Origin of the sequence: Actinosynnema sp. ALI-1.44, assembly GCF_001984155.1 — a bacterium.
Classification (GTDB): domain Bacteria; phylum Actinomycetota; class Actinomycetes; order Mycobacteriales; family Pseudonocardiaceae; genus Kibdelosporangium.
The window spans coordinates 88,246-114,308 of sequence record NZ_MTQO01000040.1 but is presented as its reverse complement, the minus strand read 5'-3'; the positions used below and the strand labels follow the sequence as shown (position 1 = coordinate 114,308).

General features: G+C 68.0%; 23 protein-coding genes. 15 read left to right on the top strand and 8 right to left on the bottom strand.

The window, feature by feature from the left end; all coding sequences use genetic code 11:
- Positions 1–58 precede the first annotated feature (58 nt).
- Together ALI144C_RS14575 and ALI144C_RS14570 are read right to left on the bottom strand one after the other, a co-directional pair.
- The gene (locus tag ALI144C_RS14575; RefSeq protein WP_076987624.1) at positions 59–1,546 is read right to left on the bottom strand and encodes an FAD-dependent monooxygenase; all 1,488 of its coding nucleotides are present in this window, start codon (positions 1,544–1,546) and stop codon (positions 59–61) included.
- Positions 1,543–2,139 (bottom strand): TetR/AcrR family transcriptional regulator, encoded by a 597-nt coding sequence (locus ALI144C_RS14570; protein ID WP_076987747.1) that lies wholly within the window; start codon positions 2,137–2,139, stop codon positions 1,543–1,545. The genes ALI144C_RS14575 and ALI144C_RS14570 overlap by 4 nt, the downstream gene beginning before the upstream one ends.
- A 110-nt stretch (positions 2,140–2,249) precedes the next feature.
- Between ALI144C_RS14570 and ALI144C_RS14565 the strand changes: the two genes are divergently transcribed.
- The 7 genes from ALI144C_RS14565 to ALI144C_RS14535 all read left to right on the top strand — a co-directional run bounded on the left by ALI144C_RS14565 (position 2,250) and on the right by ALI144C_RS14535 (position 9,914).
- Complete coding sequence (locus ALI144C_RS14565; protein WP_076987623.1) at positions 2,250–3,365, top strand: acyl-CoA dehydrogenase family protein; 1,116 nt, start codon at positions 2,250–2,252, stop codon at positions 3,363–3,365.
- Complete coding sequence (locus ALI144C_RS14560) at positions 3,365–4,381, top strand: s-methyl-5-thioribose-1-phosphate isomerase (protein ID WP_076987622.1); 1,017 nt, start codon at positions 3,365–3,367, stop codon at positions 4,379–4,381. Before ALI144C_RS14565 ends, ALI144C_RS14560 begins: the two co-directional genes overlap by 1 nt.
- A complete protein-coding gene (gene mtnC, locus ALI144C_RS14555) occupies positions 4,378–5,091 on the top strand; it encodes an acireductone synthase (RefSeq protein ID WP_076987621.1) in 714 nt (237 codons plus the stop codon). Before ALI144C_RS14560 ends, mtnC begins: the two co-directional genes overlap by 4 nt.
- A complete protein-coding gene (gene mtnB / locus ALI144C_RS14550) occupies positions 5,088–5,678 on the top strand; it encodes a methylthioribulose 1-phosphate dehydratase (protein ID WP_076987620.1) in 591 nt (196 codons plus the stop codon). Before mtnC ends, mtnB begins: the two co-directional genes overlap by 4 nt.
- Entirely contained in the window at positions 5,675–6,250 is a 576-nt protein-coding gene (locus tag ALI144C_RS14545; RefSeq protein WP_076987619.1) for a 1,2-dihydroxy-3-keto-5-methylthiopentene dioxygenase, read from the top strand. Before mtnB ends, ALI144C_RS14545 begins: the two co-directional genes overlap by 4 nt.
- Before the next feature lie 155 nt (positions 6,251–6,405).
- A complete protein-coding gene (locus ALI144C_RS14540; protein WP_076987618.1) occupies positions 6,406–9,240 on the top strand; it encodes a glycosyl hydrolase in 2,835 nt (944 codons plus the stop codon).
- A gap of 65 nt (positions 9,241–9,305) precedes the next feature.
- Positions 9,306–9,914 carry a ScbR family autoregulator-binding transcription factor gene (locus ALI144C_RS14535; RefSeq protein WP_076987617.1) on the top strand — a complete coding sequence of 203 codons (609 nt, stop codon included), beginning with the start codon at positions 9,306–9,308 and terminating at the stop codon, positions 9,912–9,914.
- On the opposite strand, the gene ALI144C_RS14530 is transcribed toward ALI144C_RS14535, so the two are convergent.
- Both ALI144C_RS14530 and ALI144C_RS14525 read right to left on the bottom strand, forming a co-directional pair.
- Positions 9,851–10,492, bottom strand: coding sequence for a TetR/AcrR family transcriptional regulator (locus tag ALI144C_RS14530; protein ID WP_076987616.1), 642 nt, complete (start codon positions 10,490–10,492; stop codon positions 9,851–9,853). The genes ALI144C_RS14535 and ALI144C_RS14530 overlap by 64 nt on opposite strands.
- Positions 10,452–11,240, bottom strand: a complete 789-nt coding sequence (locus tag ALI144C_RS14525) for an AfsR/SARP family transcriptional regulator (protein WP_076987615.1) — start codon at positions 11,238–11,240, stop codon at positions 10,452–10,454. The genes ALI144C_RS14530 and ALI144C_RS14525 overlap by 41 nt, the downstream gene beginning before the upstream one ends.
- Before the next feature lie 145 nt (positions 11,241–11,385).
- Here ALI144C_RS14525 and ALI144C_RS14520 point away from each other — a divergent pair, with 145 nt between their 5' ends.
- The 3 genes from ALI144C_RS14520 to ALI144C_RS14510 all read left to right on the top strand — a co-directional run bounded on the left by ALI144C_RS14520 (position 11,386) and on the right by ALI144C_RS14510 (position 13,466).
- Positions 11,386–11,898, top strand: a complete 513-nt coding sequence (locus ALI144C_RS14520) for a phosphoribosyltransferase (protein ID WP_076987614.1) — start codon at positions 11,386–11,388, stop codon at positions 11,896–11,898.
- A gap of 123 nt (positions 11,899–12,021) precedes the next feature.
- Positions 12,022–12,492, top strand: coding sequence for a nucleoside deaminase (locus tag ALI144C_RS14515; protein ID WP_076987746.1), 471 nt, complete (start codon positions 12,022–12,024; stop codon positions 12,490–12,492).
- On the top strand, positions 12,489–13,466 hold the full coding sequence (locus ALI144C_RS14510; RefSeq protein ID WP_076987613.1) for an isopenicillin N synthase family dioxygenase: 978 nt from the start codon (positions 12,489–12,491) through the stop codon (positions 13,464–13,466). The genes ALI144C_RS14515 and ALI144C_RS14510 overlap by 4 nt, the downstream gene beginning before the upstream one ends.
- 16 nt (positions 13,467–13,482) lie before the next feature.
- On the opposite strand, the gene ALI144C_RS14505 is transcribed toward ALI144C_RS14510, so the two are convergent.
- Complete coding sequence (locus ALI144C_RS14505) at positions 13,483–14,601, bottom strand: amidohydrolase family protein (RefSeq protein ID WP_076987612.1); 1,119 nt, start codon at positions 14,599–14,601, stop codon at positions 13,483–13,485.
- Positions 14,602–14,661: 60 nt separating this feature from the next.
- On the opposite strand from ALI144C_RS14505, the gene ALI144C_RS14500 reads away from it, so the two are divergent.
- The 3 genes from ALI144C_RS14500 to ALI144C_RS14490 all read left to right on the top strand — a co-directional run bounded on the left by ALI144C_RS14500 (position 14,662) and on the right by ALI144C_RS14490 (position 19,721).
- Complete coding sequence (locus tag ALI144C_RS14500) at positions 14,662–15,942, top strand: glutamine synthetase family protein (RefSeq protein ID WP_083753024.1); 1,281 nt, start codon at positions 14,662–14,664, stop codon at positions 15,940–15,942.
- 122 nt (positions 15,943–16,064) lie between these two features.
- Positions 16,065–17,834, top strand: a complete 1,770-nt coding sequence (locus ALI144C_RS14495) for an AMP-dependent synthetase/ligase (RefSeq protein WP_076987611.1) — start codon at positions 16,065–16,067, stop codon at positions 17,832–17,834.
- 318 nt (positions 17,835–18,152) lie between these two features.
- Positions 18,153–19,721, top strand: a complete 1,569-nt coding sequence (locus ALI144C_RS14490) for a TROVE domain-containing protein (protein ID WP_083753023.1) — start codon at positions 18,153–18,155, stop codon at positions 19,719–19,721.
- Positions 19,722–19,760: 39 nt separating this feature from the next.
- Here the strand turns inward: ALI144C_RS14490 and ALI144C_RS14485 are convergent, their stop codons facing one another.
- Genes ALI144C_RS14485 through ALI144C_RS14475 form a run of 3 tightly spaced genes read right to left on the bottom strand, consistent with a single transcriptional unit; the run spans position 19,761 to position 23,303 of the window.
- Positions 19,761–21,110: an 8-oxoguanine deaminase gene (locus ALI144C_RS14485; protein ID WP_076987609.1), complete on the bottom strand. Its 1,350-nt coding sequence runs from the start codon at positions 21,108–21,110 to the stop codon at positions 19,761–19,763.
- Positions 21,111–21,120: 10 nt separating this feature from the next.
- Positions 21,121–22,149: an LLM class F420-dependent oxidoreductase gene (locus ALI144C_RS14480; RefSeq protein ID WP_076987608.1), complete on the bottom strand. Its 1,029-nt coding sequence runs from the start codon at positions 22,147–22,149 to the stop codon at positions 21,121–21,123.
- Positions 22,146–23,303, bottom strand: coding sequence for a CaiB/BaiF CoA transferase family protein (locus ALI144C_RS14475; protein WP_076987607.1), 1,158 nt, complete (start codon positions 23,301–23,303; stop codon positions 22,146–22,148). The genes ALI144C_RS14480 and ALI144C_RS14475 overlap by 4 nt, the downstream gene beginning before the upstream one ends.
- Positions 23,304–23,386: 83 nt before the next feature.
- Between ALI144C_RS14475 and ALI144C_RS14470 the strand changes: the two genes are divergently transcribed.
- Both ALI144C_RS14470 and ALI144C_RS14465 read left to right on the top strand, forming a co-directional pair.
- Complete coding sequence (locus tag ALI144C_RS14470) at positions 23,387–24,469, top strand: alcohol dehydrogenase catalytic domain-containing protein (protein ID WP_076987606.1); 1,083 nt, start codon at positions 23,387–23,389, stop codon at positions 24,467–24,469.
- 218 nt (positions 24,470–24,687) lie between these two features.
- Positions 24,688–26,058 (top strand): WS/DGAT/MGAT family O-acyltransferase, encoded by a 1,371-nt coding sequence (locus ALI144C_RS14465; RefSeq protein ID WP_076987744.1) that lies wholly within the window; start codon positions 24,688–24,690, stop codon positions 26,056–26,058.
- Positions 26,059–26,063: the final 5 nt, after the last annotated feature.

Here is a 26,063-nt window from a genome sequence, read left to right as displayed (position 1 = left end):
GGGATCTCAATCTGGCAACAGCCGCTCCACCCGGGCACGCACGGTGACCGACTGAGTGCTATTTCGTAGCGGTCTCCAGGATTCGCGGACTGCCGAACCACGCGGCCAATTCCTCACGAAGTCCACTCAGGACACCGTCACCCGCCCACGCGACATACCCGTCAGGACGGACAAGAAGCACATCCGCATGCGCATACGTGGATTCGAGCTCGACCACGTCCACCCGATCGGCCCATTGGGCCGCGATGCCCTCGAGTGCGGGGTTCCGGGCGAGATCCAGCAACAGCGGGCGCGCTGGGGACAGCAGGGCCGCGGCGCCGTGGTCCGGCAGGAACCGGCCCACCAGTGGGTGGTTCGTGCCCGTTGGGTAGCGGATGTCCGCCCCGGCCATGGTTTCCGCGATGTGCGTCGCGACGTCCGCACTGGCCATCAGCTCGGTGAAGAACGTCCGCAGTGCGGTCACTTCCGGCCCCGGCCTGGTCATCGCCGCCTGGGCCTGCGTGTGCAGGACGACTCGTTCGGCGGCTGGGCGGCGTTCGGTCTCGTAGGTGTCGAGCAGGCCGTCCGGTGCCCAGCCGTGCACGTGTCCGGCAAGTTTCCAGCCGAGATTTGCCGCATCCTGCAATCCCAGGTTCAGCCCGGGGCCGCCGATCGCGGAGTGCACGTGCGCCGCGTCACCGATCAGGAAGACGCGGCCGTCCCGGTAGCGCTCGGCGATCCTGGTGTTGCCACCGGAGGTCCGGCGCAGCTGGTGCGGGCCCGCCGAGTCCGGCGGCTCGACGAGCACGTCGGCACCGAGCACCCTGCGGACGCTCTCGCGCATCTCGGCCAGTGTCATCGGAACGTCGTCAGCGGGTTCCCACTCGAGGGTCGTCACCATCGGCTTGCCGGGTTCCAGTTCGATGTGGACGAAACCACCGCGTTCGGTCCGGACGAACTCCCACGGCGGGATCCGGCCGTGTCCCGGTACCTCCAGGGCCCCGTCGACGAGGCCGGGCAACGACACGTGCGCGACTCGGGTCACCCCCTTGTCGGTGTGGACACCGGGAAAGTCGATCCCGGCGAGCTTGCGGACCGTGCTGCGGCCGCCGTCGGCGCCGACGAGGAACTCGGCACCGAGTGAGTACTCGCCTTGCGGCCCAAGCACTCGCACATCGACACCGGATTCGTCCTGTGCGAACCCGGTGACCTCGTGGCCACGCCTGATCTCCACACCGAGTTCCAGCGCCCGCTCCTCGAGCACCTGCTCGATCCGGTGTTGCGGGACGGGAAGAATGGTCAGCGGGTGATCAGGGACCGCACTGAGGTCCAACGGCAGCATGCTGAACAGGAAATGGGGTGTCCTAAAGGGAGTGTCACCGCCGCCGAGCCGCTTGTGCAGACCGCGGTGGTGCAGCAGCCGCACCACCTGGCCGACCATGCCGTTGGCCCTGAGTTCACCGCTTCGTTCAGTCAGTCTCTCCAGCACGACCGGACGTACCCCGGACAGTGCCAGCTCGCACGCGAGCATCAGGCCGTTCGGCCCCGCTCCTGCGATCACGATCATGGTTCTCCTCCTCGGACCAGATATCCGAGCGCTTCACGGATCAACGGCCCCAGCGCAACCGGCGGATCGGCGTTTATCCACTGGGTCTGTGCGACGGCACGCGCCGCGGCGACCGAACCGGCGACCACGCTCGGATACATGTCGCGGTCGACGTCCATGCCGAGGCGGTCGGCGATCGCCTCGGCGAGCGCACGCGTCATCACCGCGTCGGCCTTGAGGAACTCGGCCGCCAACGACGGCGAACTGACGAACCTCCGGACGCCCTCGGTCCACTCCGCGCTGGGAGGTGTTTCCGTGCCTTCGACGTTGTAGATGGCGAGCACCGCGTGCTCGATCGACTCCCAGAACGGCTCGTCCGGCGGGCGTCCCCGCAGGATGTCCCCGATCTGCACGATCCGGTCGACCTCACGCCAGACGATCGCCTCGTACTTGCTGGCGAAGTAGTTGTTGAACGTTCGCGGCGACACACCCGCTGCCGCCGCGATGTCCTCCACCAGCACGTTTTCCAGGCCGCGTTCGGCAGCGAGCCGCACGGCTTCCCAGCTGAGCGCCTCCCGCGTGGCCCGTTTCTTGCGCTCTCTCAACCCTGACACCACCCGAGCCTGCCAGAAAGGTGCGCAGTCCGCAAGTTTTCGCGTCACGCAAGTTCTGTCAGGTGGACAGGCGGGACACGCGCGTGCCCAGGCCCAGTACCGTTTCGGCCATGACGGACTGGATCGGCTTGGCCGAGGAAGTCGCCGCGCGGCTGAAGGCGGACGCGGTCGAGCGGGACCGGGCGAACCGGCCGCCTGCCGCCGAGGTGGAGCTGCTGCGCTCGTCCGGCCTGCTGGCCGCCGACGACACCGCGACCGACGCGGTGACCAGGATCATCTCGGCGGCGGACGCGTCGATCGGCCACCTGATCGGCTACCACTACCTCCACCTGTGGCGCGCGCAGCTGTTCGACAACCCCGCCGCCGCCCAGCGGATGCGCGCGGACGCGAACTGGTTCTGGTCGGGTGTGAGCAACCCGCTGGACGCCGCACTCCAGCTGACCCCGAACGGCGACGGCTACACCGTCAACGGCCGCAAGACGTTCGCCACCGGCGCCAGCGTCGCCGACCGGCTGGTGGTCTCGGCGACCAGGGTGGACAACGGCGACAAGCTGACGTTCACCGTCGACGCCAAGGCGCCCGGCATCTCGTACCCGTCCGACTGGGACAACACCGGCCAGCGGCTGACCGCGAGCGGTGGCATCGTGTTCGACGACGTCGAGGTCGACGGCCAGGACGTGCTCGGCGCCCAGCCCGCCGATTCCATCAGACTTTCCCTTGCAGCGCTTGGCTTTCAACTCGCTCTGACGCAGATCCACGTGGGTATCGCGGCCGGGGCGCTCGCCGAGGCCGCCGAGTACACCCGTGGCCAGGCGAGGCCGTGGATCCTGTCCGGTGTGGAATCGGCGTCGACCGACCCGTACATCCTCGCCGGATACGGGGAACTCGTCGCGTCACTCGAAGCGGCCGCGACCCTGGCCGACCGGGCGTCGGACTCGTTGCGCCAGTCGGTGGCGGCGGGCGCGGAGCTGACCGCCGAGCAACGGGCCAGTACAGCGGTGACCATCTCGTCGGCCAAGGTGTTCTCCACCCGCGTCGCCAACGAGACCACAACCAAGATCTTCGAGTTCATGGGCGCACGCGCGACCGCGACCAAGTACGGCTACGACCGGTTCTGGCGCAACGCGAGGACGCTCACGCTGCACGACCCCGTGGTCTACAAGGCACGCGAGATCGGCGCGTACTTCCTCACGGGCGAGCACCCGCCGTTCACGGGATACAGCTGATGACGACCCCGGTACTCGCGGACAGCGTCAAGCTCACCGTCGACGGTGTGCAGATCCTGGACCGCCGCAGCTTCCCGTTCGCGCGGGAGTGGGTGCTGTGCCGCACCTCCACCGAAGTGGCCAAGGCCATCGAGGACATGGTCACCCAGTCCTCCGGCCCCTACTTCGCCGCGCTGTACGGCATGGTCCTCGCCGCCCGCGAAGCCGCCGGGTTACGCCCGCACGCCGCCTTCGCGTACATGGAACAAGCGGGCGTACGCCTGACCAACGCCCGCCGCACGAACAACCACTTACGCAAGGCCGTGCACGCCGTCTTGTCCACGGTGTCCGGTTCCGGCGAATCGCTGGTTTCCTCGGCCATGGCGGGTGCACAGGCCGGAGACGACCTCTACCGCGGCCGCAGCCGCGCACTGGGCACGGCCGCCGCTGCGCTGCTGCCCGACGACGGCGGCGTGATGACGCACTGCTGGGCCGACCTGTACCTGGTGGACCTGGTGTCCGCGGCTCAGCGAGACGGCAAACGCCTGCGCTTCTTCTGCACCGAGACCCGTCCGTACCTGCAAGGCGCCCGGCTGACGGCGGAGACACTGGCGGAGATGGGCGTGGACACCACGTTGATCTCCGACGGGATGGGCGCGGCGGTGCTGCAGTCCGGCGAAGTGGACGCGCTGGTGACCGCGGCCGACCGGGTCACGATGGCGGGTGACGTGGTCAACAAGGTCGGCACCCTGGGGCTGGCGGTGGCCGCGGCGGCGTTCAACGTGCCGTTCCACGCCATGGTGCAGGCCCCCGACCAGGAGGCGCGGACCGCCGACGACGTCCCGATCGAGTACCGGCCGGGTGAGGACGTCCTGCACACCCTGGGCATCCGCACAGCGAGTGAGAAGGTGCGCGGCCTCTACCCCGCGTTCGACGTGACACCACCGCGGTTCGTCACCACGATCGTGACCGACCGGGGTCCGTTCGAGCCGCACCGGATCGCCGAGTACTACCACGAAGGAGAGCAGAACCAGTGACCGCGCTGACCGCACGGTGGGTCGTCGTCGACATCGAAGGCACCCTCACCCCGACCAGCCAGGTGCACGTCGTGCTGTACGACTACGCGCGTCCCCGCCTCGGCCCGTGGATCGACGCGAACGGCGACGATCCCGTTGTCGTCGAGGCCGTCGCCCAGATCCGTCTGCTCGGCGAACTGCCCGACTCGGCGGGAACGCCGGACATCGTCGAGGTCCTGCACGGCTGGATGGACGCGGACCAGAAGATCGCGCCGCTCAAGACCCTGCAGGGCCTGATCTGGCAGCGCGGGTACGCCGAGGGCGACCTGGTCACCGAGCTGTTCCCGGACGTCACCCCGGCTCTGCGCGCGTGGCACGACAAGGGCCTCGACCTGGCGGTGTTCTCGTCCGGCTCGGTCGCGGGCCAGGTGGCGGCGTTCTCCCGGACGTCGGACGGCGACATCACCACCCTGTTCTCGCAGCACTTCGACACCGTGAACGCGGGCCCGAAGCGGGAGGCCCCGTCCTACCGCGCGATCGCGTCCGCGCTGGACGCGTCACCGGAGCGGATCGTGTTCCTCTCCGACGTCCCGGCGGAGTTGGACGCGGCGGCGGAGGACGGCTGGCAGACGGTGGGGCTGGCCAGGCCGGGCGAGCCGTTCGGCGACGCGGACTTCGGCAGCCACCTGGCGGTCAAGTCGTTCGCGGAGATCACGGTGGACCTGGCGTGAACCTGGGAGAAGCCGGGGCGCTGCTGGCGGCGGAGTGCGCCAGGTACACGGCGCTCGGCTGGATGCGCGGAACCTCGGGGAACCTCTCGGTACGGCTGGGCGACGACCCGCTGCGCCTCGCGGTGACGGCCAGTGGCCTGGACAAGGGCGAACTGACGGCGTCGGACGTCGTGGAGATCGACGAGAGGGGCGCCCCGGTCCACCCCGACTCACCGACCCCGTCAGCCGAGGCGGGCCTGCACGGCAGGATCGCGGCGGTGTCCGGTGCGGGTGCGGTGGTGCACGTGCACGTCCTGGCGCCGGTCCTGGCGGCCGAACGCTGGCCGGGCGGCGTGCAACTGCGGGACCTGGAAATGCTGAAGGGCTTCGGACGTGCGGCGCACGACGACCTCGTGACAATCCCGGTAGTGCCCAACAGCCAGGACATGGTGGCCCTCGGCGACGCGTTCGAAGCGGGTTACCGCGCGGACACCCCAGCCCTCATCGTGGCGAGGCACGGCCTCTACGTGTGGGGCGATGACCTGCACCATGCCAGACACCGGACAGAGTGCCTGGAATGGCTGACGAGGTTCATAATCGAGTCATGACGCTGCTGACCGTATGGCCCGACACGGACGCATCGACGGTGCTGGTCCGCACCGAGGACGCGGAGGAGATCCAGGGCGAGCTCAAGCAGCTCGGTGTCCGCTTCGACCGCTGGCCGGTCGTGACGGGCCTCCCGGCCGAGCCCACCTCGGAAGAGGTGTTGGCCGCGTACAGCACCTACGTCGAGAGGGTGAACTCGTCGGAGGGCTACACATATGTGGACGCCCTGCACATGACGCCCATCGACACTCCGGAGTGGACAGCGAAAGCAGCGGAGGCACGCACGAAGTTCCTGGCAGAGCACACCCACGATGACGACGAGGACAGGTTCTTCGCCCGTGGTGCGGGCGTGTTCTACCTGCACGTGAACGGCAAGGTGTACGGAATCCTCTGCGAGGCAGGCGACTTGCTGAGCGTCCCCGCGAACACCACACACTGGTTCGACATGGGCACCCGACCGGACTACGTGGCGATCCGCTTCTTCCACGACGACGAAGGCTGGATCGGAAACTTCACCGGGAACACCCTCGCGAACGACTTCCCCAGCTTCGACGAACTCACAGCAGACCGCTGACATCTCCTCGTGAGCGGTTACCGGGTTCCAACCCCGGTAACCACTCACGACAGCACTGCGCTCTCTTGACACGGGACATGTCCGCAAGGTCCCATTGAAGCTCGGGTGAGAGCGCTCTCCCGGCCCCCTGCACTCTTCCGCCACGAGGAGAGTCAATGCTCCCTGCAAAGAAGCAGATCCTGACCGCCGCCTTCGCGGTGCTCACGCTCGCTGTCGGCCTCGTTCTGTTCACCGGCAACAACACCGCCAACGCGACCACGGTGGGCGCGGGCGGCTACCTGGACACCCTGCCCGGTCCAGGCCCGACCGGCTGCGGCTCCATCGGCAACAACGCCAGAACATTCGTCACCTCGAACGCCCCGCCAGGCGGTGTCCCCACCAACGACTGGTGGTCGTCTCTGCTCTGGAAACGCAACGACTGCGCCGGATCGGACAATCTCGCAGCGCATCCGTTGTCCCTCAAGGCAACCACGTCCGGTCTGGGAGTCGACTACCCGACCACGCCGACGATCACCGGATCCGCGACGACCACGGGCGAGTACCACTTCGAGCACTCCACCGACTTCACCATCGGCGTGGAAGGTCTGACCTCCACAGCCATGGTCGACGGCTGGAGCGACTGGACAGTCACGGCGGCGTGGATCAACGCGGGCCGGTCGCTGAAAACAACCATCGGCCACGGACTTCCGTTCGTCCACGCACAGGCGACCGGCGGGAACGCCGTGTTGAGCTTCCCATCCGCGCCCACGATCTGGTCCAACACCGGAAAAACCCTCGGTGTCACGATCAACGGCCACGACTACGCGCTGTTCGCCCCGACCGGCGCGACGTGGACGGTCTCCGGCGCCACGATCAGCTCGACGCTCGCCGGGCGCGGCTACTTCTCGGCCGCGGTGCTCCCCACGACCCCGCAGTCGAGCAACACCGACCGAACCAACCTGCTGAACGCCTTCGCGCCCTACGCGTATTCGTTCATCACCGGAACCAATGTCTCGTGGGCGTTCAACGAAGCCACCAGCAGGCTCACCACGACGTACACCTTCACCACCCAGCCACGAGAAGGCGCAGCCACAGGCACCGTCACCGCCCTGTACCCCCACCAGTGGAAGTACCTCGCGGGCGGCACTCCGATCGGGAACACGTACATCTCGCCACGCGGTCAGATGCGCGTGCTCACCAACGTGACGTCCTTCCAGACGAACATGGTCTACCGAGGTGTCCTGCCGGAGCTGCCGGCTGTCGGGATGACCGGTGCCGACCTGACCACGCTGAACAACGAGCTGAACGCGGCTGGTTCGGGCGACCCGTTGGCGGGGTTCGGCGATGACACCTACTGGACAGGCAAAGGTCTCGGCCGGGCGGCGCGGCTGGCCGAGATCGCCGACCTGGTCGGCAACACGGCCGTTCGCGACCGGATGCTGTCGTCGATCCGGACTCGGCTGACCGACTGGTTCACGGCCACGCCGGGCAAGACCGCGCGGGTCTTCGGCTACAACTCCAGTTGGGGCACGCTGATCGGCTACCCCGCGTCGTTCGGGTCCGACCAGGAGCTCAACGACCACCACTTCCACTACGGCTACTTCATCGCCGCCGCGGCCACGCTCGCGAAGTACGACCCCACGTGGGCGTCACCCGGCCAGTACGGCGGGATGGTCGACGTGCTCATCCGGGACGCCAACAACTACGACCGCAACGACACCCGGTTCCCGTTCCTGCGGGACTTCGACATCTACGCCGGGCACGACTGGGCGTCCGGGCACGCGAACTTCTTCGCGGGCAACAACCAGGAGTCCTCGTCCGAGGGGATGAACTTCGACTCGGCGCTCATCCAGTTCGGGCAGGCCACGGGAAACAGGACCGTCAGGGACGCGGGCATCTACCAGTACGTCACCCAGGCCGCGGCGATCGCGGAGTACTGGCACGACAACACCGGCGCAAACTTCCCCGCAGCGTTCCCGCACAACACCGTCGGCATGGTGTGGGGCAACGGCGGAGCGTACGCGACGTGGTTCTCCGGCGAGCCGGAGATGATCCACGGCATCAACATGCTGCCGATCACCGGCGCTTCGCTGTACCTCGGGTACAACCCCGGCTACATCAACTCGAACCTGCGGGAGATGCGGACCGTCAAACCGTCCGCGCCCGCTGTGTGGCGCGACATCATCTGGGAGTTCCAGGCGCTGTCGCAACCGGACGCCGCGCTCCAGGCGTGGCGGACCACGAGCTACACACCCGAGGAAGGTGAAAGCAGGGCGCACACGTTCCACTGGCTGCGCAACCTGTCCGCACTGGGCCAAGTGGACATCGGCGTCACCGCCAACACCCCCCTCTATGCTGTGTTCACGAAGAACGGCGCGCGGACGTACGTCGCGGCCAACCGCGGCACGACGCCGCTCACGGTGACGTTCTCCACCGGAACGACCCTCACTGTCCAACCTGGACGTACGGCGACCACCGGGGTGATCACGTGGCAGGGCGGTAGCGGACCTGGCACGCCACCCGGGGGCGGTGGGAGCAGCACGTTCTTCGTCAACACGAACGCCCTGTCGACCACTGCGGGCACAAGCGGGTCGAGCGCCACGATCTCGTCCGCCGGTGGCGCGAACTGGGACGGCACCCCGCACAATCCGGTGACGTACACCGTCTGCGGATTCACCGGCACTTACGACTCGTCCAAGCCGACCCAGTTCACCTTGGGCGTCGACGCGGGCTCAGCGGTCGGCGCCGGTGTGCAGGCACGGATCTCCTACGCTCCAACAGGGTCCGCCTACACCCGCACGGAGACGTACAGCTATTTCGCGACCGACCCGGTGAACGGCTGGGAGATCTACACCCAGGCCGCCGGTCAACGGGCCACCACGGGAACGCTCCAGTCGATGAGCAACGGCTGCGTCCGGCTTGAGGTGTGGAACGCGATCGGCAACGCGGCGACGTCGCTGCGTGTCAACGACGGGCAGTCGAAGCTCGTCATCCCGTTCACCCCGGCCTGACCCCGGCAGGAAAATACCTACCTACCGGTTTGTTTCGCCGGGCACCCGGCCGTAGACTCGGTCGGGTGCCGAAACAGGAACGGGCGGAGCGGACGCGGACCGCGATCCTCGACGCGGCCGCCGCGGTGTTCGACCGCCATGGCTTCGTCGGCGCGAGCCTGTCCGACATCCTGGCCGAGGCCGGTGTCACCAAGGGCGCGCTGTACTTCCACTTCACCTCGAAGGAGGAGCTCGCGCACGCGTTGGTCGACGAGCAGTTCACCATCTGGCCGTTGGCTGGCGATGCGGGCAAACCCGGCCTGCAGACCGTGATCGACCTGACCCAGACGATGGCGCGCAACCTCAGGGAGAACGTCCGGGTGCGGGCGAGCGTCCGGCTGGTGATCGAGCAGGGCACGTTCAGCAACCCCGCCCCGCAGTCCTACCTGAGGTGGATCGACTTGATCCGTGACCAGCTCGACCACGCGCAGGAACGCGGTGACGTGCGCAAGGAGCTGAACACGTCGGAGATCGCCAACTTCGTGGTCGGCGCGTTCACCGGGCTGCAGACCGCGGCGCAGGTGCTGACCGACCGGGCGGACCTGCCCGAGCGGGTCGCGACCATGTGGCGCTACGTCCTGCCGTCGCTGGTCCCGCCGCGTCGGCTGAGCCGGTTCACACCGGAAGGGTCGTGACCGACCAGGCTCGGCAGCACCAGCTCCCACGGCGCGGCGAGGTCGTCCCGGCGGATTCCGTTCCACCGCAACGTCTCCACCCCCAGGCACAGCCCGACGAGCACGGTCGCGGCCATCCCGGCCCGCTCGGGTGACTCCTTGCCGAGCAGCCATTCGGTCGCGGCCAGCCACGACGTGCAGAAGTCGGCCGTGCCACCGGTGTCGTGACTGATCCGCAGGCTGGCTCGGACGATCGTGTCCTCGCGCAGCCAGCGCACGACCTGGTGGTGCAGGTCGATGACGGACTGGATCGGCGACGGCCCGGCCGACAGGCCTGCCACCAGGATGTCCAGCATTTCGACGGCTTCGCACTGCACCGCGTCCGAGAGCGTGTCCTTCGAGGGGAAGTGGAAGTACAACGCCCCTTTGGTCACGCCTGCGGCCGAGCTGATGTCCGCCATGGTCGCGCGCACGAAACCGACCCGGTCGAACAGCTCCGCCGCGGCCGCGATCAGCTGCCGCCTGGTCTGCTCGGAGCGCTGCTGCCTGACCACGCCCTCACCCGACGCGTTCGAGCCGCGGCTCCCCCAGCGCGGCATCGGAGTTGAGGATCGCCTGCTGCAGCCGCCGCAGCCCGAGCGACGGTTCCAGGCCGAGTTCCTCGATCAACGCCTTGCGCACCGTGCGGTAGACGCTCATCGCCTGAGCCCGCCTGCCACTGCGGTACAGCGCGACCATGAGGTGCGCGTGCAGGCCCTCGTGGGTGCGGTGCCTGGCGACCAGCCCGGTCAGCTCGCCGGCGAGTTCGTGGTGCCTGCCCAGCCGGAGGTCCGCGTCGATCCGCCGGTCCAGCGCGGACAGCCGGGCCTCGTTGAGCCGCTGCACCTCGCCCCGGAGCAACGGTCCAAGCTGGACGTCCACGAGCGCCGGCCCGCGCCACAGACCGAGCGCCGCGCGGAAGGTGTCCGCGGCGGCCTCGTACTCCCTGGCCTGGTGGGCCCGGTGGCCCGCGGCGGTGAGCCGTTCGAACTCGCGGACGTCGACCGAGGAGACGTTGAGGACGTAACCGCCGGGCCGGGTGGCGAGGATCCGCTTGGCGTCGGCGTTGGTGCCACCGGTGGCGGCGGCGATCATGGTTCGCAGGTTGAGGACGTACGTCTGCAGCGTGGTGCTGGCGCTGCGGGGGACCTTGCTGCCCCAGAGTTCCTCGTTGAGCTCGCCGATCGGCACGACCTCGTCGGCGTGGACGGCGAGCATCGCGAGCAGTTTGCGGGTCTTCGCGGCCGTCGGCATGACCCGGGCCGCGCCCGAGCGGGCCTCCAGCGGCCCCAAAACGCCGATCTCCATCAGCTTCCTCCGTCCGTCGGGGTGGCGGTGTCACCATATAAAACCAACCGACCGGTATGCAAGAAGAAAAAGACCGGTCGGTATTTTCTCGGCGGATCGACCCGCTGACCAGGCAGGATCCATCGGCAGGCTACGCTCGGCAACCATGACGGAGCAGCGCGAAGTACTCACCTGGGAGCTTTTCGGCACCGCCAGCCGCGAACTGGCCGAGCGGATCGCCGCGGACGGCTACCAGCCCGACCTGATCCTCTCCATCGCACGCGGCGGCCTGTTCGCAGCCGGGGCGTTGGGGTACGCGTTGAACGTCAAGAACCTGCACGTGATGAACGTGGAGTTCTACACCGGGGTGAACGAGCGCCTGGACATGCCGGTGATGCTTCCCCCGGTGCCGAACGTGGTCGACCTGACGGGCGCTCGCGTCCTGGTGGCCGACGATGTGGCCGACACGGGTGCGACCTTGAAGCTGGTCCGGGATTTTTGTTCCGATCACGTGGCCGAGGTGCGGTGTGCGGTGGTTTACGAGAAGCCGCATTCGACGGTCAAGAGCGATTACGTCTGGCGGTACACCGATCGGTGGATCAACTTTCCCTGGTCCACGTTGCCTCCCGTCGCCGGGGCGGCTCAGACCCAGGCCGAGAACGCTGTGTTGGACGCTTAGGGTTTGGTTTTGACGCGGCTCCACGACCGGTGACTGAGCGTTACCGACGCGCAGCTCGTTACTGTTGTTCGGCTGGGTGGTCAAGCTCTTGCCAGGCCGCTGTCGAGGCACGACAGTGTGACCATGCACGCGAGCCGCGAGTTGATCGAGGCGAAACAGATGCTGGCTGTGGCGCGGCAGGAGGCGCTGCGCGGCAAGGCTGGTGGCGGGGTTCCCATTGGCGCCGCTCTGTATGGCCCTGATGGGGAGTTACTCGGCAGTGGGCACAACCGGCGGGTGCAGGATAGTGACCCGTCGATGCACGCGGAGACCGCCGCTTTTCGCAACGCAGGCCGCAGGCCGCACTACCGCGACACGGTCATGGTGACCACGCTTTCGCCTTGCTGGTACTGCAGTGGGCTCGTTCGTCAGTTCAACATCGACCGGGTGGTCATCGGGGAGGCCACCACGTTCTCCGGTGGGCATGACTGGCTTGCCGCGCACGGTGTTCAGGTGACCATTGTGGACGACCGGGACTGCGTCGAGATGATGACCGAGTTCATCGCGGAGCATCCCGACTTGTGGTTCGAGGATATCGGGGAGGAGCGCTCATGACCGTCCCACTCATCGATCTTGAGCCGTGGTTCCACGGTTCGCTCAAGGACCGCGTCCACGTCGCCGACCAGATCGACCGCGCGTTGCAGGATTCCGGCTTCCTGCTGATCACCGGGCACGGTGTGCCGCGGTCGCTGCGTGACGACACCCGTAAGCAGGCGCGGCGGTTCTTCAGGTTGTCCGGGGAGGCCAAGCAGCGGTACGCCGTCTCTGTCGGTGGGCGCGGGTGGTTGCCGCCTGGTGTCGAGGCGAACTCGTACGCCGAGGGTGTGGAGTCTCCGCCGGACCTCAAGGAGTCCTATTCGGTGGGCTCCGACACCCCGGTCGGGGATCCCGCGGTCGACAACTTCTGGTTCGCCCCCAACGTGTGGCCGGACGAGGTCCCGTTCCTCGAATCCACCTCCGTGGAGTACATGGCCAGGATGCGGGCGTTGTCCGATGAGCTGCTGACGGTCTTCGCGGTCGCGTTGCGGCTGCCGGAGAGCCACTTCACCAGGCACACCGGCAACCCCACCTACACCTTCAACATCAACTGGTATCCGCCGCTGACCGTCGTCGGCCACCCCGAGGACGGCCAGTTCCGGATCGGCCCGCACACCGACTTCGGCACGGTCACCGTGCTGGACAGGGAGGCCGGTGTCGGCGGGCTCCAGGTGTTCACCAAGGACGGCCGGTGGGAGAACGCGCCCTACCACCCGGATGCCTTCACCGTGAACATCGGCGACCTGATGGCGCGGTGGACCGGCGACCGGTGGCGTTCCACGCGGCACCGGTGGCGTTCCACGCGGCACCGGGTGCTCCCGCCGCACGCGAGCGCACCCGACGAGGACCTGGTGTCGTTGATCTTCTTCTACGAGACGGACCACGACGCGCGCATCTCCCCGCTCGGCCCGCCGATCGGCAAAGCCGACTACCCGGAGGTGATCGCGGCGGAGTACCTCAAGGAGAAGCTCGACGCCATCTCCGTCACCTGACGTGGACGGGGGTCATCTACGCGGTCTGGCGGAAACCGCCGTCGCCCAGCCCGTAGACGCGGGTGGCGTTCCCGGAGCCGACCATGTCGGCCAGCCGGTCCGCGTCCGCCGCGGTCCACGAACCCGCCGACACCCCGGCCTCCAGCACCGCCGACACTCCCCTGCGGAACAACGTCGCGGACAGGTAGTAGAGCTCGGAAAGGCCGAACGCGTCCGACGAGAACAGGAACTTCCCGAACGGCGCCAACTCCAGGGTCTCCTCGATCAGGACACGGGAGCGGTCGCCCAGGTTGTGCGTGGCGAGCCCGACGTCCACGTAGACGTTGCCGAACACCTGAGCCAGATACCCGGCATGCCGGTGGAACGGGTAGTTGTGCAGCAGCATGACCGGTACGCCGGTGGGTTCGACCGCCCGGAGCAACGGCATCAGCAGCAACGGATCGCCGGACTTCATGTCCACGTCCGAGTCGCCGAGGCCGACGTGGAACTGGATCGGCAGGCCGCGGTCGACCGCGCACCAGATCAGGAACCGTTGCAGCACGGGGTCCGCCATCCGCCTGCCGCCGGACAACCAGCGCCAAGCGGCGCTGACGACGTCGCTTGTGGACGGACGGACCGGATCGAGGTCCAGGCCCACCCGGTACGCGGCGATCGACTTCACCCCGACCGCCCGCTCGGTCCGCTGCCGCAACGCTGCCTGGAAGGCGTCGGCGAACCCGGTCGCGTCGACCTGGCCGTACAGGTCCTCGGCGACCTGCTCCAGGCGCACGATCTCGTATGTCGACCCGTCGATCGAGGCCGCGAGGGATTCGGGCGTCGAGATCGGTTCCGGCACATACCCGGTGTCGACGCACAACGCGGACAACCCGGCCGCAGCCATGAACCTGGCGTCCACCTCCGCGTACCCCAAGGAGGCGCGGCGGGCGAGATACTCGTCCACCGGAGCGTGCGCGGGCAGGTCCAGCACGGGCGCACACCAGCGCCGCACGGCCAGTCCGATGCGCGAGTCGAAGGCGCTGACCGACGGGCCCGATGCTTCGGTCAGCAGTGCCTGGAACTCGTCCTCGGCCAGGTCGCGCTGGACGAGACCGTGGCAGTGGTGGTCGATCAGCCGCAGGTTTGCCCCATCTGCCATCGCGCACTCCGCTCAGCGACGAGATCATGGACGGTACTTCTGGACACGTTAGGGGATGGCATGGATTCCGCGAACCTGACCGCGCGTGGTGTGCTCGCGGTGGCGGTCACCTGGGTCGACAACAGCGGTGTGACCAGGGTGAAGGGAGCCCCGGTCAGCATGCTGGCGAACGCGGTGGCCAACGGGATCGGCGCGTCCCCGTCGTTCGACCGGTTCGTGTTCGACGACTCGAGCACCGGCGGCCCGGTCGGCGACCTGCGGCTCAAACCAGACGTCAGCAAGCTGACCGTGCTCGCCGCACAGCCGGGCTGGGCGTGGGCACCCGCGGTCCGCTACGACCAGGATGGCAACGTCCATCCGGGTGATTCGCGTGGCCTGCTGATCCGCGTGGCCGACGAACTCGCCGAACAAGGTGTCACGACACGGGCCGCGTTCGAGGTCGAGTGGTGCGTGTCCAAGGGCGACGGCGACGAGTTCGTCCCCGCCTGCTCCGGCCCGGCGTACGGCATGATCAGGCTGACCGAACTCGGCGGCTACCTGCACGACGTGTTGGACGCGTTGGCAACACAGGGAATCCACGTCGAGCAGATCCACCCGGAGTACGCGGCGGGCCAGTACGAACTCTCGGTCGCGCACCAGGATCCTGTGACGGCCGCCGACAACCTCGTGCTCGTCCGCGAGACGATCCGCGCGGTCGCCCTCAACCACGGCCTGCGCGCGACGTTCGCGCCGAAGGTGCTGGCCGGTGGTGTCGGCAACGGCTGTCACGTGCACCTGAGCGCATGGCGTGACGGCCGCAACCTGTTGTGCGGCGGGGACGGCGCGTTCGGGCTCACAGCGGACGGCGCGTCGTTCATCGGCGGGATCCTGGACCGGTTGCCCGCGTTGCTGGCGCTCGGCGCTCCTTCGGTGGCCAGCTACCTGCGGCTGATCCCGTCGCATTGGGCAGGCGCGTTCGCGGCGTGGGGCTTGGAGAACCGGGAGGCGGCGTTGCGGTTCATCAAGGCGGGGTCGCCGAACGTCGAGATCAAGTGCTTCGACGGTTCGGCCAACCCGTACCTGGCGTTGGCCGGGTTGCTGGTCGCGGGCGGCGCCGGGATCACCGAGGGCGCGAGCCTGCCCGAGCCGGTCGACGTCGACCCGGCGACGCTGGCTGATTCGATTCCGTTGCCGAACCACCTTGGCGCGGCTGTCGAGGCGTTCGAGGCCGATCCGGCGTTGCTCGCCACGTTCGGCACCGAACTCGTCGACGCGATCACCAGTGTCCGGCAGAGTGAGATCCGGATGCTCGACGGCCTCACCCCGGAGGAGATCGTTACCCGGAGCCGCTGGAGTTACTGACAAGTATGGAGTTGGCGGCCGCTTTGTTCTAGTTTGCAGGTCCGGGCGGACGCAAAGGAGCGACGGTGGGCAGAGCCGACGAGGTAGAGCGCGCTATCCATGGCCAGACGATCGCGACCATCATGCGGCGGAACGCGACCGAGTTCGGAGACAAACCGGCGTTGAGCAAGGGGTGGAGTCCCGGCGAGGTCACCACGCTGACGTGGGCCCAGTTCCGCGAACAGGTCGCCGCGCTGGCGCACGGACTTGCGGAGCTCGGGCTCGGTTCCGGGGACCGGATGCTGATCATGGCGTCACGCCGACCGGAACACTGGATCGTCGACCTCGGCGCGATGCACCTCAGTGCGGTCTCGTGCACGGCGTACGACACGTTGTCCAGTGAACAGATCGCTTTCGTCGCCAAGCACAGCGCCGCGCCGGTCGTGGTCGTCGAGGGCGCGGGCGAGATCTCTCGCTGGGCTCCTGTTCTGGACAGCCTGCCGGATCTGCGCAAGGTCGTGGTGATCGACGAATCCGCGATCCCCGACGGCGACGACCGCTACGTGTCGTACCGGGAGGTCTTCGAGAAGGGCACGGCGAAGCACGCCGCGGACCCCGAGGCCTTCGAACGGCTCACCGACGCGATCACGCAGGACCAGCCGGTGTGCATGATCTACACGTCCGGGACCACCGGTGACCCCAAGGGCGTCGTGATCAGCCACCGCAACGTGTTGTCCGAGATGGCTTCGGTGGACCTCGTGCACCCGCTGCCGATGTTCGGCAGGTCTGTCGCGTACTTGCCGTTGGCGCACATCGCCGAACGCGTGCTCGGGATCTACATGCCGGTGTACGCGGCCGCGCACGTGACCGCGGTGCCTGACCACACCCAGCTCGTTTCGGCCTTGCACGGTGTCCGGCCGTTCGGCTTGTTCGGTGTGCCGCGGGTCTGGGAGAAGATGACCGCCGCGATGCAGGGCGGTCTTGGCGCCTTGCCTGAGGAACAACGCGCCGGCGTGCAGATGGCGAGGGACGCCGCGTCGGAGGTGTGGCGGCTGGGCAGCGAGGGCAAACCCGTGCCGGAGGACCTTGCCGCACGAGCCAAGGCGCTTGACGAGAAAGCCTTGCTGCCCATCAGGACGATGCTGGGCCTCGACCAGATGCACCGGGGCGGCAACAGCGGCGCCGCGCCCATTCCGACATCGGTGTTGGACTTCCTCGCCAGCCTCGGCATCCGCGTGTACGAGCTGTGGGGCCTGAGCGAGACCACCGGCGCGGTGACCGAGAACCTCCCGGACCGCTACCGGGTCGGCTCGGTCGGCGCGCCGTTGCCGGGTATCGAGGTCAAGCTCGGCGAGGACAACGAGCTGCTTGTCCGCGGGCCGATGGTGTTCATGGGGTACTTGCAGCCGGACGGCTCGATCAAGCCGGACGTGGACGAGGACGGCTGGTACGCCACCGGTGACGTCGGCCGGATCGACGAGGACGGGTACGTCTACATCACCGACCGCAAGAAGGAACTCATCATCACCTCCGGCGGCAAGAACATCGCGCCTGCCAAGGTCGAGGGACTGCTGCGGGCGCATCCCCTGATCAGCCAGGCGGTCGCGATCGGTGACAGGCGGCCGTTCGTCACCGCGTTGATCGTGCTGGACGACGAAGCCGCGCCGCTCTGGGCGCAGGCAAGGGGAATTCCCACCGAGAACCTGGCCGAGCAGCCCGCTGTGCTCCAGGAGATCGAGAAGCTCGTGCAGGAGGCCAACTCGGTGCTGGCCAACGTCGAACAGATCAAGAAATACACGGTCCTGCCGCAGACGTGGACGCCGGAATCCGGCGAGGTGACGCCGACGCTGAAGCTCAAGCGCCGGGTGATCACCGACCGGTACTCCGCCGCGATCGAGTCGCTGTACCAGTAAATCGGTGGATCACGCGCACCGGGAGTTGTTAGGCTCACGCCAGCATCTCCCGGTGCGAAGCCCGCAGTTCCTTCGCTCGAAACGAATCCACAACCGCGGGCGATCTGATCTCGGGAGTCACAACTCCAGATGTGGTGCCCGGTGCGAAGGGAACGGTTACTTCCACTGATAATGGGCGGGTCGCGGGTTCGAGTCCCGCCGACGGCTCTCGTGCCGTCGTAGCTCAGATGGACAGAGCAGCTTGTACTGTCCCCGAGTTCGATCTCGGGCCCACATCCGGTTTTCGTGTGCACTCCCTCGTGAACACCGAGGTCCATCGTGTCCAAGTTCAACACGTCCGCGACGAAGCCCCAGGCCCATTCCCCTGTCACCACGAAGAAGAAGCCGTCGACGCGCACGTTCGAGGGCGGCTCGGGCTACGAGCGCGACGTGAAGTCCGCGCTGTTCCTTCTCGCTGTCTCCAACATGGTCGGCGAGAAGACGTTCTACGAGTCGGCGGACGACCGCGACGACCGTTACGCGACCCTGGTCAGGCGCGCGACGATCGCGGATCCAGAGTGGACGGCGCGACTGCTGGCGTGGCTGCGTTCGGAGGCGAACATGCGGTCCGCTTCCCTCGTCGGCGCCGCGGAGTTCACCAAGGCGCGACTCGATGCGAACCTCGACGGCATGTCACGACAGGTCGTCGGTTCGGTACTGCGACGCGCGGACGAGCCGGGCGAGATGCTCGCGTACTGGACGTCGAAGTACAGCAGGACGATCCCGAAGCCGGTCAAGCGTGGCGTGGCGGATGCCGTGCTGCGCCTGTACAACGAGCGCTCGCTGGTGAAGTACGACACCGACTCCAAGGGATTCCGGTTCGCGGACGTCATCGACCTCGTGCACCCCAAGACGAAGCAGGAATGGCAGGGCGCGCTGTTCACGCACGCGCTCGACCGTCGGCACAAGCGTGACAACCCGATCCCGGAATCGCTGCGTGTGCTCAACGCCAATGCCGCGCTGCGGGCCGGGATGTCACAGGCCGATACCCCGGTGACGTTCGTCGAGGCGGACGCGCTGCGTGACGCGGGCATGACGTGGGAGGACACCCTGTCCCAGTTAGGGTCCAAGGTGGACAAGGCGCGGCTGTGGGAGGCGAACATCCCGTCGATGGGTTACATGGCTTTGCTGCGTAACCTGCGGAACTTCGACGAGGCGGGCGTGTCGGACGAGGTCGCCGCGAAGGTGGCGGCGCGGTTGGCCGACCCCGAGCAGGTGGCGAAGTCCAGGCAGTTCCCGTTCCGGTTCCTGTCGGCGTACGAGTCCGCGCCCAACCTCCGGTGGGGCAAGGCATTGGACGACGCATTGCGCGCTTCGCTCCGCAACCTGCCGTCGTTGCCTGGGCGTTCGCTGATCCTCATCGACACTTCGGCGTCGATGACCAGCGTGGGCTACTCCAAGCGGTCCAGCGTCACCCCGGCGAAGGCGGCGGCGGTGTTCGGTGTCGCGCTCGGCGCCAAGGGCGAGGATGTCGACGTCGTCGGCTTCGCCAGCGGCACGTTCCACCACAAGATCCGCAAGGGCGGATCGATCCTGCGGGAGGTCGAGCGGTTCCTGCGTCGCATCGGCGAGGTCGGACACGGCACAGACATCGCTGGAGCGTTGCGGAGTTCCTACCGCAGGCATGATCGAGTGTTCATCATCTCGGACATGCAGACGATCCAGGGTGACGTCTCCGAGGCCGTCAAGAGGAACGTCCCGATCTACGGGTTCAACCTCGGCGGGTACGCCCCAGCGGCGTACGCGACGGGAGCGGACAACCGGCACGAGTTCGGTGGACTGACGGACGCGACGTTCCGCATGATCCCGTTGCTCGAAGCCGCGAGAAACGCCGATTGGCCCTTCTGAACCTCGTGAGTGTTCAGTCCGGTTAGAACCGCTTGGGTTCTAACCACTCACAAGTCTTGAGCAGGCGGTTTGTAGGGCCTGGGTGAGGGTTGGTTCGTCGGCGGTGAGCAGGCGGTTGTTCTCGACCACCTGCTCACCGCCGACGAGCAACAGTTCCAGCGGCGGCACACGCCCGAACACCAGCGCGGCGACCGGGTCCACGATTCCCGCGTGGGCGAGCGTGTCCAGCCGCCACACCGCGAGGTCGGCCTGCTTGCCCGGTTCGATCGAGCCGATGTGGTCCTGACGTCCCAGGCAGCGGGCGCCGCCGATGGTGCCGATCCGCAAGGCCTGCCGCGCGGTCAACGAGTCCGCCCCGCCACGCTGCCGTGCGGTCAGCAACGCTTGACGCAGTTCTTCGGCCAGTCCCCCGGACTCGTTGGACGCCACCCCGTCGACTCCCAGCCCGACGGGCGCACCGGCGTCCAGCAGCGCCCTGACCGGTGCCATTCCGGCGGCCACCCGGGCGTTCGAGCTCGGGCAGTGCGCGATTCCGGTGCCTGTCCTCGCCATCAACGGGATCTCGTCGCCGTCGAGGTGCACGCCGTGCGCCAGCCACACGTCGTCGCCCAGCCAGCCTAGGCTTTCGGCGTACTCGACCGGGGTCTTGCCGAATTCCCGCTGGCACTGCTCCTGCTCGTCCTTGGTCTCGGCGAGGTGCGTGTGCAGCCGGACACCGTGCCGGCGCGCGATCTCGGCGGCTCCGCGCATCAGGTCGAGGCTGGCCGAGAAGGGCGAACACGGGCCGACGGCGACCTGGATCCTCGCGTCCGGCGCGGGGTCGTGGTACTCGCCGATCGCCTGCTCGGTGTGCTCGAGCGCGGCGGATGTCGTCTCCACGATGGAGTCCGGCGGCAGACCGCCGTCGGACTCGCCGCGGTCCATCGAGCCGCGCACGGCGTGCAGCCGGATCCCGATCCGCCGCCCGGCGTCGACCAACGCCCCGAAGACGTCCCCGCCGTCACGGGGGAAGACGTAGTGGTGGTCGGCCGCGGTCGTGCAGCCGGACAACGCCAGCATGCCCAGCCCGGCGGCGGAGGTCGCCGCCACGATGTCCGCGTCGATCCCGGCCCACACCGGGTAGAGCGCGGTCAACCAGCCGAACAGGTCCTCTTGTTGGGCGTAACCCCGCGTGGCCCATTGGTAGAGGTGGTGGTGCGTGTTCACCAAACCCGGTGTGACCAGGCATCCGGACGCGTCGACCCGATTGAGGTCCGCGTACTCGGCGGGCACGGCACCGGACCCGACCGCGGCGATCCGCCCGTCCACAATGGCCAGATAACCGTCGGCGTGTTCCGTGTCGTGCCCGTCGACTGTCGCGATGTAAGCGCCCGTGATGACAGTATTCACGGAGTCCAGGCTAGGACACCCACTCCTTGACCTGCTCGACGAGTTTGGCCGGGTTCTCGCCGATCGGGGTCACGTTCAACGTGGTCACCCCGGCCTCCTTGAACGCCTGGATGCGCTCCTTGACGTAGCTCTCCGGCCCGACCAGGTTCATCAGCTCGACGAACTCGGCCGGAACGGCCGCGGCGGCCTCTTCCTTCTTGCCCGACAGGTAGAGCTCCTGGATCTTCTCCGCCTCGGCCTCGTAGCCGTACCGCTTGGCCAGGTCGTTGTAGAAGTTGCGGCCCTTCGCGCCCATCCCGCCGACGTACAGCGCGATGTACGGGCGCGAGGCGTCCCGCAGGTCCTCGAGCCCCTCGCCGATCGACAGCATGCCGCCCGCGACGATCTCCAACTCGCCCAGCGCCGGGTCGCGCTTGGCCTTGCCCTTGGCCAGCGCGTCGCCCCAGACGTCATCGGCCTTCTCCGGGATGAACAGCGTCGGCAGCCAGCCGTCGGCGACCTCGGCGGTCAGCTGGACGTTCTTGTCGCCGAGGGACGCGACGTAGATCGGGATCTCCGGGCGGACCGGGTGCGTCAGGATCTTCAGCGGCTTGCCCAGGCCGGTGCCCTGGCCCTCGGGCAGCGGGATCGGGTAGTTGCCCTCGTTGGTGATGATCTCGCGGCGCCAGATCCGGCGGCAGATGTCGATGACCTCACGGGTGCGGCCGAGCGGCTTGTCGTACGGCACGCCGTGCCAGCCCTCGATGACCTGCGGGCCGGACGCGCCGAGCCCGAGAATCGCACGGCCCTCGGACACCGCGTCGAGACCGGCCGCGGTCTGGGCGATCAACGCGGGCGTACGCGTGTAGATCGGCAGGATCGCCGAGCCGATCTGGACCCGCTCGGTCTTCGCGGCGACGTAACCCATCAGCGTCGGCGAGTCGAAGCCGTACGCCTCGGCGAACCAGACCTGGTCCAGCCCGGCGTTCTCCAGGCTGACGACCTGGTCGATCAGCTCCTTGGGGTTGCCCGCGTACATCACCTGCGTGCTGATCTTCATGAGTTGTCCCGTTCCTGTACGGCGCCGTGTGCCAGCAGCTCGTCGATGTCCTGGAATCCCCAGTCGGCCAGCGCGTTCCTGGTGTGCTGACCGGGCAGAGCGGGTGGGGTGCGCAGCTCGGCCGGTGTTTCGGTGAACCTCGGCGCGGGCGCGGGCTGGACCAGCCCACCGCGCTCGACGAGCGTGCCGCGTGCGGCGATGTGCGGGTGGTCGGCTGCCTCGGTGAGCGACAGGATCGGCGCGACGCAGGCGTCCGTCCCCTCGAACACCGCTGCCCACTCGGCACGAGTCCGGGTGGCGAACACCTCGGCGAACCGCTTGCGCAGCTCCGGCCAGCGCGGGATCTCGAACTGGGTGGGCAGGCCGTCCTCGCCGTCGATGCCGAGCAGCCGCACGAACTCCTTGTAGAACTGCGGCTCCAACGGGCCGACGGCCATGTACTCGCCGTCCGACGTCTCGTACACGTCATAGAACGGTGCGCCCGTGTCCAGCAGGTTCACGCCACGCTGCGGCTGCCAGACGCCAGCCGACGCGAGGCCGTAGATCATGGTCGCGAGATGCGCCGCGCCGTCGACGATCGCGGCGTCCACCACCTGGCCCTTGCCGGTCTGCTCGGCGTGCCGCAACGCCGAGAGGACGCCGACGGCCAGGTACAGCGAGCCGCCGCCGAAGTCACCGACGAGGTTGAGGGGCACCTGCGGCGGGCCGTCGGCCCGGCCGATGGCGTGCAGGACGCCGGTGATGCCGATGTAGGCGATGTCGTGGCCCGCGGAGTGCGCGAGCGGCCCTTCCTGGCCCCACCCGGTCATCCGGCCGTAGACGAGCCGGGGATTGCGCTCCCAGCACTGCTCAGGGCCGATGCCGAGGCGTTCGGCGACGCCGGGCCGGAAGCCCTCGATCAGCACGTGCGCCTGCTCGGCCAGCCGCAGCACGACCTCGGCACCGCGGTCGTTCTTCAGATCGACCATGACCGAGCGTTTGTTGCGGTTGAGCAGGTCGCGGTCGGGCGGACCCGCGACCGGAATCGAGCCGGGCCGGTCGATCCTGACCACGTCGGCACCCAGGTCGGCCAGGTGCATCGCGCAGAACGGGGCCGGGCCGATCCCGGCGAGCTCGACCACGCGGACACCCGCGAGCGGTCCCGTGCTCACCATCGACCACCTCCTACTCGCCAGTAATTTATCGCATACCTAACACCGTACGGAAAATTGTGAACCACGCCATGGAGAATGGCCGCATGGTGAACGCGGCTGTAGCAGCAGGACCCGACGCGGACATCCAGGTCCGCGAGATCGAACTGCCCGCCCCCGGCCCACGCGACGTTCGTGTGCGGGTCGCGGCCGCGGGTGTGTGCCACTCGGACCTCTCCATGATCAACGGCACGTTCGCGCCCCAGTTCCCGCTCGTGCTCGGGCACGAGGCGGCCGGGACGATCGCCGAGGTCGGTTCGGAGGTCACGCGTGTGGCGGTCGGCGACCGGGTGGTGGTGAACTGGGCGCCCGCGTGCAGGCACTGCTGGTTCTGCCTCAACCAGCAGCCGTGGCTGTGCACGGCCGTGGAAGGCATGTCGAGCCTGCCTCGCGGCACGATCGACGGAGATCCGCTGCACGTCACCCTGGGTGTGGGTGGGTTCGCCGAAGAGGTCGTGGTCGATCAGGCCGGTGTCGTGCCGTTGTCGGACGGTGTGCCGTTGGACGTTGCGGCACTGCTGGGCTGTGCGGTCGTGACGGGCATAGGCGCGGTCCGCAACACCGCCGGAGTGCGGTCGGGTGAATCCGTTGTGGTCATCGGGCTGGGTGGCGTGGGCCTGTCGGCGATCATCGGCGCACGGCTGGCCGGTGCCGCGCCGATCATCGCGGTGGATGTCGCGCCGGAGAAGGAGAAACTCGCCCGGGACGCGGGCGCGACGCACTTCATCCTCGCGCACGACAAGCTGGCCAAGGAAATCCGGGGGCTGACCGGCGGGCGGGGTGTCGACCACGCGCTCGAATGCGTCGGCAACTCGAAGACGATCCGGACCGCATGGCAGACGACGCGGCGCGGCGGCAGGGCGACGATCGTCGGCGCGGGCCGCAAGGACGACCAGGTCAGTTTCAGCGCGTTGGAGCTCTACCACTTCGCCAGGACCCTCGGTGTCTCGGTGTACGGCTCCGGCGATCCCGACCGGGACATCCCGGCACTGGCCACCCAGATCGAACTCGGCAGGCTGGACCTCGAACCGCTTGTGTCACACCGGATCGGACTGGACGGCGTGGCCGACGCGTTCGAGCGGATGAAGACCGGCACCGGCGCGCGGTCACTGCTCGTGTTCAAATCCTGAGCCAGGCCAGACAAGTATGCGCGAAGGCCCGCATCTCGCGCTCGTCCCGTGTCGGGATGCGGCCTTCCGGCGTGAGCACGGGTGGAGTGGATCAGTTCGGCGAGGAACATTCCGCGAGTCCACGGCCGAGGATCTCCCGTTATCCGATCTTCCTGGCTACCGTCCGTGGCGGTAATCTCGGCAGGTCCCACCGGGAACAGGAGGCGCCGATGGCCCGGATACCGCTCATGCCCGTCCAGGACTCGATGTTCCTGCTCGCCGAATCGCGCGAACATCCGATGCACGTGGGCGGTCTGCAGCTGTACTCGCTGCCCGACGACGCGGGCCCGGACTACCTCAGCCAGATCTACCACTCCCTGGTCGCCGACGAGCAGAGCGTGCAGCCGCTGTTCCGGCGCAGGCCAAGGCGTCCGGTCAGCAGCCTCGGCCAGTGGTCGTGGGCGTCGGACTACCTGCTGGACATGGAGTACCACGTGCGGCTGACGGCGTTGCCGCGGCCGGGGCGTGTGCGTGAGCTGCTGGAGCTGACCTCACGGCTGCACGGGTCGCTGCTGGACCGGCACCGTCCACTGTGGGAGTTCTCGCTGATCGAAGGCCTGGAAGGCAACAGGTTCGCCACGTACTCCAAGGTGCACCACGCGCTGATGGACGGCGTGTCGTCGCTGATCCTGGCCAGCCGCGCGTTGTCGACGAATCCCGATGACCGGGACATGCCGCCGGTCTGGGCCGTGCCGCCGATGCAGCGACCGGACAAACCCGGCGGCGGTCCGTTGGAACTGCTGGAAAACCTCCGCGCCTCGGCAACGGACATCGCGGGCGTACTGCCCGCGCTGGTACGCAGCGCCAACACGGCGTTACGCGAGCAGGCCAGCGTGTTGCCGTTCCAGGCACCAAGGTCGATCTTCAACGTGCAGATCACGGGCGCTCGCCGGTTCGCCGCGCAGCGCTGGCCGGTCGACCGCGTGAAGGCGATCCGCCGGGCGACCGGCGCGACGCTCAACGACGTCGTACTCGCGATGTGCTCCGGCGCGCTGCGGCGCTACCTGCTCGAACTCGGTGCGCTGCCAGACCGCCCGTTGATCTCCATGGTCCCGGTTTCTTTACGTGCCAAGCAGAAGCGCAGCGAGGCCAGCGGCAACTCGGTCGGCGCGATCCTGGTCAACCTCGGGACGCACCTGGAGGACCCGGCCCAGCGCTTCACCCAGATCCAGCAGTCCGCGCAGATCGCCAAGCGCTCACTCGCCGAACTGAGCCCACTGCAGATCCTGGCGCTGTCCGGGCTGACCATGGCACCGCTGGCGTTCGCGCCGCTGCCCGGGTTCGTGCGGATGACCCCGCCGCCGTTCAACCTGATCATCTCCAACGTGCCGGGCTCCCCGAAACCGTTGTACTGGAACGGCGCCAAACTGGACGGCATGTACCCGTTGTCGATCCCGTACGACGGGCAGGCGCTGAACATCACCATCACCAGCTACGCGGACCAACTGCAGTTCGGCCTCACCGGCTGCCGCCGCAACGTGCCGCACCTGCAGCGACTGCTCGGCCACCTCGATGATTCACTGGCGGAACTGGAGAAGGCCGTTCTCTAGCAGTA